The sequence below is a fragment of the Pseudomonas sp. BP8 genome, from assembly GCF_017875955.1.
Taxonomy (GTDB): Bacteria; Pseudomonadota; Gammaproteobacteria; order Pseudomonadales; family Pseudomonadaceae; genus Aquipseudomonas.
In genome coordinates, this window is sequence record NZ_JAGINK010000001.1 from 4218152 (window position 1) to 4233175 (window position 15024).

Annotated in this window: 13 protein-coding genes; 8 read left to right on the forward strand and 5 right to left on the reverse strand. The window is 63.5% G+C overall.

Annotated elements, in window-relative coordinates; genetic code table 11:
* The first annotated feature begins 131 nt into the window (after positions 1-131).
* Positions 132-1223, forward strand: coding sequence for a TerC family protein (locus J3B00_RS18370; protein WP_209869848.1), 1092 nt, complete (start codon positions 132-134; stop codon positions 1221-1223).
* 37 nt (positions 1224-1260) lie between these two features.
* On the opposite strand, the gene J3B00_RS18375 is transcribed toward J3B00_RS18370, so the two are convergent.
* Both J3B00_RS18375 and J3B00_RS18380 read right to left on the reverse strand, forming a co-directional pair.
* Positions 1261-1740 carry a GNAT family N-acetyltransferase gene (locus J3B00_RS18375; RefSeq protein WP_209869851.1) on the reverse strand — a complete coding sequence of 160 codons (480 nt, stop codon included), beginning with the start codon at positions 1738-1740 and terminating at the stop codon, positions 1261-1263.
* A gap of 191 nt (positions 1741-1931) precedes the next feature.
* On the reverse strand, positions 1932-3161 hold the full coding sequence (locus tag J3B00_RS18380) for an acyl-CoA dehydrogenase (protein WP_209869854.1): 1230 nt from the start codon (positions 3159-3161) through the stop codon (positions 1932-1934).
* A gap of 140 nt (positions 3162-3301) precedes the next feature.
* Between J3B00_RS18380 and J3B00_RS18385 the strand changes: the two genes are divergently transcribed.
* Both J3B00_RS18385 and J3B00_RS18390 read left to right on the forward strand, forming a co-directional pair.
* Complete coding sequence (locus tag J3B00_RS18385; RefSeq protein WP_209869857.1) at positions 3302-4228, forward strand: LysR family transcriptional regulator; 927 nt, start codon at positions 3302-3304, stop codon at positions 4226-4228.
* Positions 4229-4436: 208 nt separating this feature from the next.
* Positions 4437-5591 (forward strand): aminotransferase class V-fold PLP-dependent enzyme, encoded by a 1155-nt coding sequence (locus J3B00_RS18390; RefSeq protein ID WP_209869860.1) that lies wholly within the window; start codon positions 4437-4439, stop codon positions 5589-5591.
* A 36-nt stretch (positions 5592-5627) separates the two neighbouring features.
* Here J3B00_RS18390 and J3B00_RS18395 read toward each other — a convergent pair whose 3' ends face one another.
* On the reverse strand, positions 5628-6812 hold the full coding sequence (locus J3B00_RS18395) for an MFS transporter (RefSeq protein ID WP_245362584.1): 1185 nt from the start codon (positions 6810-6812) through the stop codon (positions 5628-5630).
* A gap of 128 nt (positions 6813-6940) precedes the next feature.
* On the opposite strand from J3B00_RS18395, the gene J3B00_RS18400 reads away from it, so the two are divergent.
* From J3B00_RS18400 to J3B00_RS18410, 3 genes are all read left to right on the forward strand, one after another.
* On the forward strand, positions 6941-7873 hold the full coding sequence (locus J3B00_RS18400; RefSeq protein ID WP_209869865.1) for a LysR family transcriptional regulator: 933 nt from the start codon (positions 6941-6943) through the stop codon (positions 7871-7873).
* A 519-nt stretch (positions 7874-8392) separates the two neighbouring features.
* Positions 8393-9223 (forward strand): AraC family transcriptional regulator, encoded by an 831-nt coding sequence (locus tag J3B00_RS18405; protein ID WP_209869867.1) that lies wholly within the window; start codon positions 8393-8395, stop codon positions 9221-9223.
* Between the two features lie 50 nt (positions 9224-9273).
* Entirely contained in the window at positions 9274-9858 is a 585-nt protein-coding gene (locus J3B00_RS18410) for a LysE family translocator (protein WP_209869869.1), read from the forward strand.
* A 26-nt stretch (positions 9859-9884) separates the two neighbouring features.
* On the opposite strand, the gene J3B00_RS18415 is transcribed toward J3B00_RS18410, so the two are convergent.
* Positions 9885-11099 (reverse strand): sugar transporter, encoded by a 1215-nt coding sequence (locus J3B00_RS18415; RefSeq protein WP_209869872.1) that lies wholly within the window; start codon positions 11097-11099, stop codon positions 9885-9887.
* 209 nt (positions 11100-11308) lie between these two features.
* Here J3B00_RS18415 and J3B00_RS18420 point away from each other — a divergent pair, with 209 nt between their 5' ends.
* Positions 11309-12625, forward strand: coding sequence for a hypothetical protein (locus tag J3B00_RS18420; RefSeq protein WP_209869875.1), 1317 nt, complete (start codon positions 11309-11311; stop codon positions 12623-12625).
* Positions 12626-12823: 198 nt separating this feature from the next.
* Here the strand turns inward: J3B00_RS18420 and J3B00_RS18425 are convergent, their stop codons facing one another.
* The gene (locus J3B00_RS18425; protein WP_209869879.1) at positions 12824-13876 is read right to left on the reverse strand and encodes an NAD(P)-dependent alcohol dehydrogenase; all 1053 of its coding nucleotides are present in this window, start codon (positions 13874-13876) and stop codon (positions 12824-12826) included.
* Positions 13877-14056: 180 nt separating this feature from the next.
* Here J3B00_RS18425 and J3B00_RS18430 point away from each other — a divergent pair, with 180 nt between their 5' ends.
* Positions 14057-14962 carry an AraC family transcriptional regulator gene (locus J3B00_RS18430; protein WP_209869881.1) on the forward strand — a complete coding sequence of 302 codons (906 nt, stop codon included), beginning with the start codon at positions 14057-14059 and terminating at the stop codon, positions 14960-14962.
* The last annotated feature ends 62 nt before the right edge of the window (positions 14963-15024 follow it).

A 15024-nucleotide genomic window follows, 5' to 3' on the forward strand; every position in this document is an offset into this window, starting at 1 on the left:
CCCTGCCATTCGGCAGCCTCCGCCATCCGGTCTAGGCTTTAGCCCATGTGATACCGGGCCCCTCTGACGGCTGCCACGCCGCCATGTCGGATCACTGTTGCCATGCAACGTCGACAATCAAGGAGGGGCTCATGACGGCTCTATACACCTATCTCACTACTCCATTTCTTGGCACCAGCACTTGGTTGTGGCTGGTCTTCGTTGCCATCGTGGTCGGTCTGCTGGTCCTCGACCTCGGCGTGCTGCACCGCAAGGACCGCGAAATCGAAATGCGCGAAAGCCTGCTGCTGTATTCGGGCTACTTCAGCGTTGGTGTCTTGTTCGGTGTCTGGGTGTGGTTCGAACTGGGCGCGCAGTCGGCACTGGAGTTCTATACCGGTTTCCTGGTCGAGCAGTCGCTGTCGATGGACAACGTGTTCGTCATGGCGATGATCTTCAGCTTCTTTGCCATCCCCCGCCGCTATCAACACCGTGTGCTGTTCTGGGGCATTCTCGGGGTGGTGGTCCTGCGCGCAATCATGATTGGCGTGGGCGCGGCACTGGTGCAGAACTTCGCCTGGGTGCTCTACCTGTTCGGCGCCTTCCTGCTGATCACCGGGATAAAAATGGCCCTGTCCAAGGAGGACAGCCATCCGGACCTGGCCAATAACCCGGTGCTGCGTTTCGTGCGCCGGCACATGCGCGTCACCGACGAGATTCATGGCGCGCACTTCTTCGTGCGCCTCACCCCGCCTGGCCAGAGCAAGGCACTGCGCTACGCCACCCCATTATTCCTGGCATTGGTGCTGATCGAACTGGCCGACCTGGTATTTGCCGTCGACAGCGTGCCAGCGATCTTTGCCATCACCCAGGACCCGTTCATCGTCTACACCTCGAACATCTTCGCCATCCTCGGCCTGCGCTCGCTGTACTTCGCACTGGCCGCATTGATGCATCGGTTCGTCTATCTCAAATACGCATTGGCGCTGGTGCTGATATTTATCGGCTGCAAGATCTTCTACCACGGGTTGGTAGGTAGCGTGCCGGCACTGCTGTCGTTGGGGGTAACGTTCGGGTTGTTGCTGGGTGGCGTGCTGTTGTCGTTGTTCAAGACGCGGGGCGCTCAGGCTGCCGGGCCTCGTGAGGATGTTGTGGTAGCTGATGATAGTGCGTCTGGCAAATCAGCTCAGCCGATTCAGAAGCCGAGTAATGAAGAAAAGAAAGACCCGCGTTTGCGGGTCTGAGGGGCATGTTTGAGTAGTTCAGGAGCGACCATTACGACTACGCGTTAGCCGGCCCAAGCACTTTCACCATGGGCACACAGGCCAGTTGCAACCCTGAAGGCGAGTGGTAGACAGAGGTCGTTTCTCCAACAAATCCGCACGAGCGGTAAAACGCCACGGCATTGAGCGTCGCATCGAGCTTGATCTCCGGTAACTGCGCCTTTAGCGCAAGTCCTTCAAGGTGAAGGAGCAAGCATCGACCAATGCCTCGCCCCATGTACTCGGGGTGAACAAAGATCGCGCCGATTTCTCGCTGCTCCCTGTCGAGCATGCCAGTAGCGACCACCCGGCCCTGCACGTACACCAGGTGGAAATGCGCCGCCACCAGGTCACTGAACCACTCGCTGAGCGAGACCTCGGTCCAGACAAACATGTCGGCTTGGCTGTAGGGCCCGATGCATTGTGCACGGATGGCCAGCCGGCGAATATCGAGGGCAATCTGGGCATCGTTACGGGTGGCGCGGCGAATTTCGAACATGCTCTGTCTCCATGGCTGTGCGTGGACAGGGCAACAAAAAGCCCCGTCCATCGCTGGCGGGGCCTTCAGGTTTTAAACGGGGTTGCTGCGCAGCCGTAACCTCATGGCCCGCCAGAGGCGGTCATGCAGGTGCACATCATCGGCAAACGGGCTGTATGGATCATGTGCTCGACTGTAGCCCAACTGCGCCATCAATGCCCGACATTCATCAGTTCCTTGGGCACATACTTGCCAATCTCGTACTTGCCGACCGCCGCCCGGTGTACCTCGTCCGGCCCGTCGGCCAGGCGCAAGGTGCGTTGCATGGCGTACATGTAGGCCAACGGGAAATCACCGCTGACGCCCGCCCCGCCATGCATCTGAATCGCCCGGTCAATCACCCGCAGCGCAACATTGGGCGCGACCACCTTGATCTGGGCGATCTCGCTGCGCGCCACTTTATTGCCGACGGTATCCATCATGTAGGCCGCCTTGAGGGTCAGCAGCCGTGCCATGTCGATTTCCATCCGCGAGTCGGCGATCTTGTCGACGTTGCCCCCAAGACGTGCCAATGGCCGGCCAAAGGCAGTGCGCTCCACCGAACGCTTGCACATCAATTCCAAGGCACGCTCAGCCATGCCGACCGAGCGCATGCAGTGGTGAATACGCCCTGGCCCCAAGCGCCCCTGGGCAATCTCGAAACCGCGCCCTTCGCCCAACAGTACGTTTTCATAAGGCACCCGAACGTTCTCGAACAGCACTTCGGCATGACCGTGCGGCGCATCGTCGTAACCGAACACCGGCAACGGCCGGACGATTTTCACCCCCGGTGTATCGGTCGGCACCAGCACCATGGAATGCTGCTGATGACGCGGCCCCTCTGGGTCGGACAGGCCCATGAAGATCATCACCTTGCAGCGTGGGTCGCAGGCGCCGGAGGTCCACCATTTGCGGCCATTGATCACCCATTCGTCCCCCTGTCGCACAGCGGTGGCGGCCATATTGGTCGCGTCGGACGACGCCACGTCGGGCTCGGTCATGGCAAACGCCGAGCGGATCTCGCCGCGTAGCAGCGGCTCGAGCCACTGACGCTTTTGCGCCTCGCTGCCATAGCGCACCAGCACTTCCATGTTGCCGGTATCAGGCGCCGAGCAATTGAACGGCTCCGGGCCAAGCAGCGAACGGCCCATGATTTCGGCCAAGGGTGCGTACTCCAGGTTGCTCAGGCCCGCGCCATACTCCGACTCGGGCAGGAACAGGTTCCACAGCCCCTCGGCACGCGCCTTGGCCTTGAGCTCCTCCATGATCGCCGTGGGTTGCCAGCGATCGCCCTCGGCCACCTGGCGTTCGAACACCGGCTCTGCCGGATAGACATGGCTGTCCATGAACGCACTGACGCGCTCACGCAGTGCCTGGACCTTGGGCGAATAGGCGAAATCCATTGGGGCTACCTTCACGGGCTGAAGAACATGGGGCAGAGACTAGAGCACGCCTCGCCGATCCACCTAGTCTATTTTCGGCGTGTATAAACATTCATAACCGATATATGATCGCGCCATAATTCCAACAACGAGCGGCGCTCATGAACCTCAGCAAGGTTGACCTCAATCTGTTCATCGTCTTCGACGCGATCTATACCGAAGCCAACCTGACCCGCGCCGGGCAGATCGTCGGTATTACCCAACCGGCTGTGTCCAACGCCTTGTCGCGCCTGCGCGAGACCTTCAACGACCCGCTGTTCGTACGCACTGCGCAAGGCATGGTGCCGACGCCGATGGCGCAGAACATCATCGGCCCGGTGCGCAATGCGCTGTCGCTGCTGCGTGTGTCCGTGCAAGAGAGCCGTATCTTCAATCCGCAACAGGCCAACAAGACCTTTCGCATCAGCATGACCGACCTCACCGAAGCGGTGATCCTGCCGCCGCTGTTCCAGCGCCTGCGCCGCCTGGCGCCGGCGGTGATGATCGAGAGTTTCTTGTGCAAGCGTCGCGAGACAACCAAGGAGCTGGCCGCCGGGCGCCTGGACTTCGCCGTCGATGCACCGCTCAATACCGATCCGCAGGTGCGGCACGTCAAGCTCATGCAGGACCGTTACGTGTGCGCCCTGCGCCAGGGTCACCCGTTGGCAGAGAGCAAGCTGACCCTCGACAGCTACCTGGGCATGACCCATATCCACATTTCCAGCCGACGCAACGGCCTGGGTTACGTCGATCTGGCCCTGGGCAAGATGGGCGTGCAACGCAAGATCGCCCTGCGCTCGCAGCACTACCTGATGGCTTCGCAGGTTCTGCAGCAGACCGACATGGTCATGACCGTGCCGGAGCGCTTTGCCCGTCGCCACCAACTGCGCCACTTGCCGTTGCCGGTAGAAGTCCCGGCGTTGGAAACCCACCTGTATTGGCACGAAAGCACCGATCAGGACCCGGCCAATCGCTGGATGCGCGAGCAGATCATCGAGTTGAGCGAACGAGTGCTGGCAGAAGAAGAAAAGAAGCTCGAGATTGCCTGATGGCGTGTACATAGGGCGATTTCGGGAAGACTGCAAGCCTCGAACGGGCATGCTTGACGGTAATGTTCTAGAAAAAGCCTCAGGGTAAGAAAATTTTTCTCTGATCTTTCAAACAGCCCAAGTAGTTAGGAAAGTATTTCGCAGCGCGCCGGGTAGCATGACTGCAACGATCGCCGACCCAAGGCGACATGCACGGACTCGCCCTATCATGCCCAGCGCCCCGCTCTACTTCGATTACGCCGCCACCACCCCGGTCGATGACCGGGTGATCGAGGCCATGCTCGCCTGCCTTGGCCGCGATGCCCACTTTGGGAATCCGGCCTCAAGCGGCCACGCCTATGGCCAGACTGCCCGCCAGTTGGTGGAGCAGGCCCGGCGCCAGGTAGCAGAGCAGATCGGCGCACAGCCGCAGGACCTGGTCTGGACCTCAGGCGCCACTGAATCGAACAACCTGGCACTCAAAGGCATTGCCCAGGGCGCTGGCCAACCTGGGCACCTGCTCACCAGCCAACTGGAACACAAGGCGGTACTGGACACCGCGGCCGAACTGGAGCGCCAAGGCTGGGCCGTGACGCGGCTGATGCCGGATGCCGCCGGCCTGATCAGCGCGCAAGCCGTGCGCCAGGCCCTGCGCGAAGACACCCGGCTGGTTTCGCTGATGGCCGTGAACAATGAACTGGGCACTGTGACTGACTTCGCTGCAATCGGTGAGGTGGTGCGCGAGCATGGCGCTCTGCTGCATGTGGACGCCGCCCAGGCGGTGGGCAAAGTCGCGATTGACCTGGGCCGGCAAGCGGTCGACCTAATGTCTTTTTCTGCGCACAAGGTTTATGGCCCCAAAGGCATCGGCGCGCTTTATGTAGGGCCGCGCGCCCGCGCGCAGTTGCACGCGCAGATGCACGGCGGCGGCCATGAAGGCGGCCTGCGTTCCGGCACCCTGGCCACCCATCAGATCGTCGGCATGGGCAGCGCGTTCGCGCTTGCCGGCAAACCCGGCGAAGGCGAACAGCAACGGATCCATCAGCTTGCCGAGCGCTTGCGCCAAGGCTTGCTGGCGCTACCAGGCGTGACGCTGAACGGCTGCCCGGTGCAGCGCATCCCCAACACGCTCAACCTGCGCATCGAGGCCAACGGCTTCAACAGCGCGGCGCTGGCCGGCGAGCTGGCCTTGTCGACCACCTCGGCGTGCAACTCCGCCAGCAATGCCGCTTCGCATGTACTGCTGGCCCTTGGGTTGAGCGAGCAGCAGGCGCGCAGCAGCGTGCGTATCAGCCTTGGACGCTATACAAGCGAGGCAGACGTCGACACCGCGATTGCGCTGTTCGCGCGAGTGCTGGGCGCGGCAGCCGTGGCACTGTGGTAACTCACGCGGGCTAGGCAGACCGATCAACGGGCGTAGTCAGGTGCGAGCCTTGCTGGCTGCCAGCAACGCCAGCGTGGCGATCACTGCCAAACCCGCAACCGCGCTGGCGACATAGCCCAACGCGGCCGTGCCCAACACCTGAATGACCAGCCCGCCCAAGGCCGCGCCGAGCGCGATACCGGCATTGGCCGCAGACACGTTCAAGGTCCCGGCCAAGGCCTGAGCCTTGGCACCCGCCTGCATCACACGCACCTGGCACACCGGGAACAAGGCGGTGTAGGCCACGCCCCACAGGGCCAGCGCGCACACCAGCAACGCTGGGCTGGAGACCGCCGGCGTCACCACGCCCATGCCCAAGGCGAGAATGACCAGCAGGAGCACCGTCGCTGCCAGCGGGCTGCGGTCGACGATACGCCCGGCCAGGCTGTTGCCCAGCATGCCGACCACGCCAAAGCCCATCAGCCACCAGCCAACATCGGCAGAGGGCACGTTGGCGACCTGTTCAAGCATCTCGGCCAGATAGGTGTAGGCGGTGAACATCGCGGTGAACACCAGCGCCGACAGCAGTACATGGGCGATGAAGCGACGGTCCTTGAGGATCACCGTTTGCCGCACGCCATCCGCACGGGCAGGCACGGCCGGCAATTTCGGCAAGAACACCCACATCAGCAGCGCCACCAGCAGACACAGCCCGGCCAGCAGCCAGAAACTGCCGCGCCAGCCCACCAAGCCAGCGGCCAAGGTACCCAACGGAATACCAAAGACGAACGCAGCGGTGATACCCAGGTAGACTTTGGCCACGGCCCAACCTTCACGCCCTGGTCCGGCCAACTGCCCAGCGCTTTCACTGGCGGTGCCCCAGTACACCGGCAGCGCCAACGCCGCGACAAAGCGCGCCAGCGCCAGTACCCAGACGTTGGGCGCGATGGCGGCCAATGCGTTGGAGGCAGCGAACACCAGCACGATGGCGATGAACAGCGGCTTGCGCTCGAACGACGACAGCCAGGCGGTCAGAAACGGCCCGCAGAGCATTACGGTCACGGCAAACAGGGTGACCAGCTGGCCGGCGGCAGCAATCGACAGGCCCAGATCACGGGCCAGCCCCGGCAGCAAACCGAGAATGATGAATTCGGTGGTCAGCAAGGCAAAGCCGCCTACGGCGAACAACAGAATCGCCAGGCCCGTGCGCGGTGCTGGTACGGCAACCGCGGGGGCGGTCATGGAACTCGTTTGCATCGGTGTCAGGCTCATAGGGTGAAAAGCCTGCCAGCTTACTCGGGAATCGTGTTCTCATTACGGGTAGTTATTCCGCAATTAGATGAATCTGATTCAGTAATCATGGGTACAGCATGCCGGGGACCGAGCGCTTGAAAGACATCGAATTCTTCGTCAACGTGGCCAACGCGGGCAGCTTCATCGCCGCCGCCGAACGCATGCACCTGACCAGCTCTGCGGTGAGCAAAGGTGTTGCACGTTTGGAGAAACGCCTGCAGGTGCGTTTGTTCGAGCGCACCACCCGACGCCTGCTGCTCAGTGATGCCGGGGCTGACTATTACCGCACCTGCACGCGGGTACTGGCCGAAATCGAAGAGGCCGAGCTGGCCCTGCACGATGAACAGCAGGAACCGTGCGGCAAACTGCGCATCGATCTGCCGGCAAGCTTTGGCCGCCTGCACGCCCTGCCAGCCGTGCTGGCTTTTGCCCGCTCCCATCCGCGGCTACAACCGCACATCACCCTCTCCGACCGGTTTGTCGACCTGAGTGAAGACCCGGTCGATATCGTTGTACGCATCGGCGGGCCACAGCGCTGGCCCGCGGGCATCGAGCATCGTTACCTGGGCAGCCAGCGCCTGGTGCTGTGTGCCTCGCCCGCCTACCTCGCCGAGCACGGCACGCCCGCCGACGAGGAGCAACTGCGTGCACTCGGCTGCGTGCTGTATGCCTGCGTCGACGGCAGCACCCTCGACCTGCACTTTGCCAGCAGCCGGCACGGGGTCGATGAGATGAAGGCCATGCCGGGAGGCTTGGCGATTGGCGACGGTGAAGGCCAGCTCATGGCGATCATGGCCGGGCATGGCATTGCCCAGCTACCGACCTGGCTGGTGCAGCGCCAGCTCGACGAGGGCACGCTGGTCGAAGTGCTGCCCGGCTTTGCCAGCGAAGGCCTGCCGATCCACCTGGCCTGGCGGCGCAACCGCGGCCACCTGCCCAAGGTCAGCGCCCTGGTCGAGGCGTTGAGCGAGCGCCTGACGCCGCTGCTCGACCCGACACAGCAGCGCTGACCGGCAGGCAGGCGCATGCGCCGGGGCTGCTCCCACAGACACAGCGCCAGTCTTGAGGCATGCGCGGACTCTGCGGGGGGCAGTTGTCTTGCACAAACCTAAACGTTAACGCGATCACTGTGGGAGCGGCCTTGTGTCGCGAAATGAGGGCGCAGCCCTCACCTGCGTCACCTCCAGATACGATCCGTTCGCCCACTGCAATCCGGTCACCATTACCTGGGTTCATCCCACCAAGTGCGCCGAAGAAACGTGCAGGCCTGGTAAGCAAAACCGGCGATTATCCGCATTGGGATCGTGTGTGGTTGTGAGTCAGCTGGTGAGGGCTGCGCCCTCATTTCGCGACACAAGGCCGCTCCCACAGAGAGACCGCGCCAGCTTGAAGTTTGGTGCAAGACAGTTGTTCTCACAGGGACCGCGCACACGGCGAAAATCAGGAGCAGCGCAGATGCACATTCGTTCTAAACCTGGCACTCGCTGCTGCGCTACAGTAAGCCCCCCCTCGACACTGCAGCCGCCGCCATGAGCAATTGGATCGACCTCGCCCAGGACGCCGATACCGGCATCGAGTCGGTGCGCGCGCATTTCACCGGGCATGCCTACGACCCACACTGGCACGACAGCTTCCTGGTGGGCCTCACCGAGCAAGGCGTGCAGCAGTTTCACTGCCGCCGCGCCCGCCACTTCAGTACCCCTGGCCAGGTATTCCTGCTTGAGCCTGGTGAGATTCACGACGGCCACGCACCGACCGCAGACGGTTTTACCTACTCGACGCTGTACCTCGACCCGAACTGGCTGGAGGCCGAGGTGCGCGCGCTGTTCGAGCAGGCACCCGCCAATGGCCTGCCCGGGTTTGCCGATACCTTGTGCCGCGACGCGCGCCTGGCCGGCGCCACCTTTCGCGCTTTCCAGGCCTTGCACGGCGAGGAGATGCGGATCATTCGCCAAACAGCCATGGACGACTTGCTGGCCTGCCTTACCCAGCACTTGCACTGGCGCAAACGGCTCAATCCAGACCCGCGCCTGCCGTTATCCGCGCAAGTGGCGCGTGATTATCTGCATGCCCACCTGGATCAGGACATCGGCCTGAACGAACTGGCCCTGGCCTGCGGCGTCGACCGCTTCCGCCTGACCCGCGCCTTCAAGGCAGCGTTCGGCATGGCACCGCATGCCTATCTCGTGCAACTGCGCGTGGTCCGCGCGCGGCAATTGCTGGCGCGCGGGCAGAGCCCGGCCGAAGTGGCCACCGCGCTGGGCTTTGCCGACCAGAGCCACCTTGGCCGCTGGTTCCGCCGCGCCTATCAGCTGACCCCCGCCGATTACCGTCGCCGCTGCACAAAGCTTCCAGACTGAACCGCCGCCAACGGCGAGCATGGCGCTCCGATCATATGGAGTTGTTTGTCATGCTGCAGTCGCTGTTGCCGTTTGTCCTGTTCGCCCTGGTTGCCAGCATCAGCCCTGGGCCAACCAACCTGCTGATCCTCGCCCACGGCGCACGCTGCGGCCTACGCGCCAGCGTCGCGCCGATCCTCGCCGCGTGCCTGGCAGCGGCGGCAATGGTCTGGGTGGTGGGGCTCGGGCTGGCCGAAGTGCTGCTGAACCACCCGCAAGCACAACAACTGATGAGTTGGCTGGGCGTGCTATGGCTGAGCTGGCTGGGCTGGCAGTTGCTGCGCAGCGCGGGGGACCCGTTGCAGGCCTCGGCGCAGCAGAGCTTCGGGCCGCTGAGCGCAGCCTCGTTGCAGATCATCAACCCCAAGGTCTGGCTGATGGCCATGGCGGTGATTGGCGTGTTTGCCGCACCAGACCAGCCCGTGTGGCAGCTGGCGTTGATCTTCCTGCTGATCGCCCTGCCTTGCACGACCGCCTGGGCGTTGCTTGGCGTCAGCAGCGCGCGCTGGCTGCAGTCGCCGCAGCGCCTGCGGCGGTTCAATCAGCTGTTGGCAGGGTTGCTGATCGTTTCAGCCTGGTCGGCGCTGCTGGCCTGAATCGGTAGCAGCCGCACCGCCACCACTCAAATCGAACGCGGCGCGGGCGCCGTTGCCTCACGCAAGCGCCGAGTGCTGGCCACGGCAATCAGCAACCCCAACAGCGCGACACTGCCGCCCACCAGGCCGATATTGGCCACGCCCAGCTGGCTGCTGACGATGCTGCCCAGCAATGCACCACCGCCGATGCCGATGTTGTAGATGCCGGAGAACAGCGCCATGGCCACATCGGTGGCATCCGACGCCAGCTTGAGGGTCTTCGATTGCAGGGCCAGGCTGAAGCTGAGGATCGCCACCCCCCACAACATGCTCAGCACGGCGAACACGCTGAAGCTGCCCGACAGTGGCAGCATCAGCAGCAGGCACGCCGCCAGGCAGCCGATCGAACCGACCAGAAAGCCATGCGGATAGCGATCGCTGTAGCGGCTGAACAACACCGAGCCGAACAGCCCGGCACCGCCGAACAGCAACAGCAGCAGGGTCGTGCGGTCACCGCCGATCTGTGCCACATGCAGCGCGAACGGTTCGATGTAGCTGTACGCGGTGAACTGGGCGGTGATCACCAGGGTGACCAGCAAGTAAGTGATGACCAGCGCCGGTCGCTTGAACAATACCGGCAGGCTGCGCAGCGAACCGGAGTTCTGGCTCGGCAGCAGCGGTAGCGATTTCATCAGGCAGAGCATGGTCGCCAGTGCCACCGCGCCGATGCTGAGAAAGGTCACCCGCCAGCCCAGCGCTTCCCCGACCACACGCCCCAGCGGGATGCCCAGCACCATTGCCAGGGTGGTACCGGTGGCGAGCAACCCCAGCGCCTTGGACTGCTGCCCCGGCGGCGCCACGCGCACGGCCAGTGACGCGGTGATCGACCAGAACACCGCATGCGACAAGGCAATGCCGATGCGGCTGACCAGCAGCATGGCGAAGCTCTGCGCCAGCCACGACAACAGGTGGCTGACGACGAACACGATAAACACGAACATCAGCAAGCGTCGCCGCTCGACGTTGCGCGTCAGCAGCATCATCGGCAACGAGGCCAGTGCCACTACCCAGGCATAGATGGTCAGCATCAGGCCGACCTGTGCTGTGGTCATGTCGAAACTGCGGCCGATGTCGCTGAGCAGCGCCACCGGGACGAACTCGGTGGTATTGAAGATGAACGCAGCCAGCGCCAGCGCGATGACGCTAAGCCAGCTACCGCCGCCCACCGGGGCGGGCATTGATGTCGGGATCGGACCATTCATGGACGAGGGATACAACTCCAGAAAACAAGACGAAGACGCCCGCGCCAGCCAGCGAGATGACTCTCTGGCGGGTGCGGATAACTATTATTGGATGGATGCCCGGCATGGTACGCGCACCGTCCGGGCCTCACAACCGCGACGCAAGCGGAGTACCATGCGCGTTTACCCCGACCGACCGCGGCACATTTAACAGGGAGCCCCTTCTGCCCATGGACACGCAGCACGCCCAGCAACAGTGGCAACAGGCCGTCACCGCCTATGCCCAGGCCATCAACCGCTATGTCGCGGAGGGCCGCACGCACGGCTGGGACGACCTCGAAGAACCTGCAGCGCCTGCCACCGAGCATCTGCTGCCAGCCTGGCAAGCCGCCTTGCAAGCGGTCAACCAGCCGCACATCGACGAGGCGCAACGCCTCGCCTTTCGGCAGGCCTGGCCGCCGGCGCATCAGCCCCTGCTGCCGTTGCTCGACGCGCACGGGCAAGGCATCGCCAGCGTTCTGCTGCTCGATGACGGCAGCTTGCTGGCGCGCATCGGCATGGCCTATGAAAAAGGCCAAGTGGTGCGCATCGATGGCCGCAGCGTCACCCCGGTGATTGGCGTCGAGCATTTCGGCCGCTGCCCGCAACGGCGTTACTTTGCCTTGGCCAATGCCGAGTGCGTGCGCATTACCGACGGCTGGGGCGGCCCTCAAGTCGCCCGCCTGGCCTGGCCGAATGGCCTCGAGGGGCTGCCGCCGGGCTATCCGTTCGAACCGCTCGACCTGCCGCCGACGCCCACCAGCCTGACGCCGTTTCCGGATGGCCAGCGGGTATTGCTGGTCAGCAGCGAGGGGATCTTCGTACTGGCCGCTGATGGCGCCACCCGCCTGTTGCGTGACGAACAGTCGATCCTCGAGGAGCTCGTCGAAGGTACCGATCCGGATGACATCGGCCTCGGCCTGAGCATGGAACATGGAGCGATCAGCGCCGATGGCCGGCTGATCGCCATCGGCGAGCAATGCAGCCGGCATCTGGTGCTGGACGAGCATCTGCAGCCGCTTGCCGACATCGGCCCCGGTGGCGAGTACCCGCACTTTGCCCTGTTCAACGCGCGTGGCGATCATCTGATCGTCAACGCCTGCCACTTCTACAACGGTGGCACGCTCGGGGTGAAGACCGCCGACCTGCCTGGGCTGGACACCGAATACTACAGCGACGACCCGCGTACACCGCTGGTGCAGGATGGTGCGCGGGTCTATGCCGGGGTGTGGCGCGAAGGCGAGTACATCGTGGGCGACGCCCACGGTTACCTGCGCGCGTTCACTGAAGACGGCAGCGAGCACTGGCAGCACTACCTTGGCTCGACCATCAGCGCGATGGACATCAGTGCCAATGGACAAACCCTGGTAGCGGCCAGCCATGCCGGGTTCATCTCGGTGATTGCCCTGGACAGCAGTCGACCGGAGTGGCAGATCGGTACTGCAGAGCACGGTGAAGTGCGCCGCTGGTTGTTCTGGAAGGGGCTGGACAAGCCTTTGGCCTGGTAGGCAGCTCAGCACTTCGCCGGGCTTGCGCTAATGCTTTTCACTTAAAAATGCCGGGGCCGCTTTGCCGCCCATCGCGACACAAGGCCGCTCCCACAGTGATCGCGCTTGCCATGTAATCGAGGCATACACGATCGGCGTGGGGGCGGCCTTGTGTCGCGATGGGCTGCGCAGCAGCCCCGGCTCCTTAACTGATTGGCTTCAACCCTTCAACGTGGCCATATCGATCACAAACCGATACTTCACATCACCAACGATCATCCGCTCATACGCCTGGTTGATGTTGCGGATATCCAGCATCTCGATATCGCAGGTAATTCCGTGCTCGGCACAGAAATTCAGCACTTCCTGGGTTTCGGCAATACCGCCAATCAGCGAACCCGCCAGCACCCGACGCTTCATCACCAGGTTGGCCGCATGCACCGGTGGCTCGACCGGCTCGATCAGCCCGACCAGGATGTGCACACCGTCAAAGGTGAGGGTTTCCAGGTAGGGGTTGAGGTCGTGTTGCACCGGGATGGTGTCGAGGAGGAAGTCGAAGCGCCCCGCCGCCGCCTGCATCTGCTCGGCATCGGTAGACACGATGACGTGATCGGCGCCCTGACGACGGGCTTCTTCAGCCTTGGCCGCAGACCGGGTGAACAGCGTCACTTCGGCGCCCAGCGCCTTGGCGAACTTGATGCCCATGTGGCCCAGGCCACCCATGCCGAGAATACCGACCTTGTGCCCCGGACCCACGCCATGGTGCTTGAGCGGCGAGTAGGTGGTGATGCCGGCGCAGAGGATCGGCGCCGCGCTGGCCAGGTCCAGCCCCTGAGGAATGCGCAGGACGAAGTGCTCGCTGACAACGATGCTGTTGGAGTAGCCACCCATGGTGTTGCTGCCGTCGACGCGGTCGGGGGTGGCGTAGGTCATGGTCGGACCTTCCAGGCAGTACTGCTCCAGATCCTTGGCGCAGGCTTCACAGTGGCGGCAAGAGTCGACCATGCAGCCCACACCGACCAGATCACCCACCTTGTGCTGGCTGACCTTGGCGCCAACAGCGGTGACCCGGCCAACGATCTCGTGGCCCGGCATCAACGGGTACACGGCGATGCCCCACTCATTGCGCGCCTGGTGGATATCGGAGTGGCACACACCGCAGTAGAGGATCTCGATGGCGACGTCATCAGCACGCGGGCTACGGCGCTCGAAGGTCATGGGAGCCAGCGGGCTGGTCGGGGTTTGGGCGGCGTAACCGATCGCGGTATACATGCGGGACCTCTCAATAAAGTGAAACGATTCAGGCAGCATATTTTCCAGATCCTGCACCTGCAGGGCCACAGCCGATCCTCCGGTATGCGTGCCTGATTCTCCGATCCTGCCTATCACCACCTGGCGCCACACCATCAATCTGCGACAATGCCAGTGTCTGATTCTCTACTCTGGTCTCTCATGCAGCTCACTCGCCACGTCGACGCCAATGCCCCGCTCTGCTCGCTGATCCGCAGCCTGGCCAGCCGCCCCGGCTTTGTCCCCACGCACTTGCCCCAGGTGCAGGTCCTGAGTTGGGACCATTACGTGGCCAGCAGCCCGCAGATCTATGAGCCGAGCCTGATGATCCTCGCTCAAGGCAGCAAACTGGCACGTCTGGGCCCGCGCACGCTGGAGTACGGCGCGGGGCACTACCTGGTGCAGGCGCTGTCGGTGCCGTTCATGTGCGAGACCTTCGCCACCGCCGATGCGCCGCTGTTGGGGGTAGCCGTCGATATCGATCGCGCGGTGCTCGGCGAACTGGTGCAGCACATGGCACTGGCGCCGGATGCGGCGGTACAGGCGCAGACCCCGCAATCGATGACCTCGGCGGCCCTCGATGCGCCGATGCGCGAGAGCGTCGAGCGCCTGCTGCAGTGCCTGCAGGATCCGCTGGATGCCAAGGTGCTCGGCCCGGCGCGGGTGCGCGAAGTGCTCTACACCGCACTGCGCGGGCCCCAGGCCGGGGTGTTGCGGGCGTTGGTCGAACAACAGGGGCATTTCGCCCGTATCGCTGCGGCGCTGGCCTACCTGCGCGAGCATTACGCCGAGCCACTGAGCGTCGAGGCGCTGGCCAGTTGCGCCAACATGAGCGTGTCGACCTTCCATGAGCACTTCAAGCGCTGCACCGACATGGCACCGATGCAGTACCTCAAGCGCCTGCGTTTGCTCAAGGCCCAGCAAATGCTGATCGGTGAAGGCCTCGGGGTAGCGCAGACGGCGCACCGGGTGGGCTACCAGAGCACCTCGCAGTTCAGCCGCGAGTACAAACGCCAGTTCGCGCATAGCCCGGGGGATGAACAGCCTTATCAGAGCCTGCCGGTGTGAGCCGCGAGTCTCTTACTTGGCCGCGGCTATTGAGTGCTGCCCCTTTTTCAAGCAAATGATCG

Bases quoted from the DNA above. Each gene is read 5' to 3' on its own strand.
- J3B00_RS18395 (WP_245362584.1), bottom strand. From the start codon at position 6,812: ATGACCGCCCCCGCGGTTGCCGTACCAGCACCGCGCACGGGCCTGGCG.
- J3B00_RS18400 (WP_209869865.1), top strand. From the start codon at position 6,941: ATGCCGGGGACCGAGCGCTTGAAAGACATCGAATTCTTCGTCAACGTG.
- J3B00_RS18410 (WP_209869869.1), top strand. From the start codon at position 9,274: ATGCTGCAGTCGCTGTTGCCGTTTGTCCTGTTCGCCCTGGTTGCCAGC.
- J3B00_RS18415 (WP_209869872.1), bottom strand. From the start codon at position 11,099: ATGAATGGTCCGATCCCGACATCAATGCCCGCCCCGGTGGGCGGCGGT.
- J3B00_RS18370 (WP_209869848.1), top strand. From the start codon at position 132: ATGACGGCTCTATACACCTATCTCACTACTCCATTTCTTGGCACCAGC.
- J3B00_RS18405 (WP_209869867.1), top strand. From the start codon at position 8,393: ATGAGCAATTGGATCGACCTCGCCCAGGACGCCGATACCGGCATCGAG.
- J3B00_RS18380 (WP_209869854.1), bottom strand. From the start codon at position 3,161: ATGGATTTCGCCTATTCGCCCAAGGTCCAGGCACTGCGTGAGCGCGTC.
- J3B00_RS18420 (WP_209869875.1), top strand. From the start codon at position 11,309: ATGGACACGCAGCACGCCCAGCAACAGTGGCAACAGGCCGTCACCGCC.
- J3B00_RS18390 (WP_209869860.1), top strand. From the start codon at position 4,437: ATGCCCAGCGCCCCGCTCTACTTCGATTACGCCGCCACCACCCCGGTC.
- J3B00_RS18425 (WP_209869879.1), bottom strand. From the start codon at position 13,876: ATGTATACCGCGATCGGTTACGCCGCCCAAACCCCGACCAGCCCGCTG.
- J3B00_RS18385 (WP_209869857.1), top strand. From the start codon at position 3,302: ATGAACCTCAGCAAGGTTGACCTCAATCTGTTCATCGTCTTCGACGCG.
- J3B00_RS18430 (WP_209869881.1), top strand. From the start codon at position 14,057: ATGCAGCTCACTCGCCACGTCGACGCCAATGCCCCGCTCTGCTCGCTG.
- J3B00_RS18375 (WP_209869851.1), bottom strand. From the start codon at position 1,740: ATGTTCGAAATTCGCCGCGCCACCCGTAACGATGCCCAGATTGCCCTC.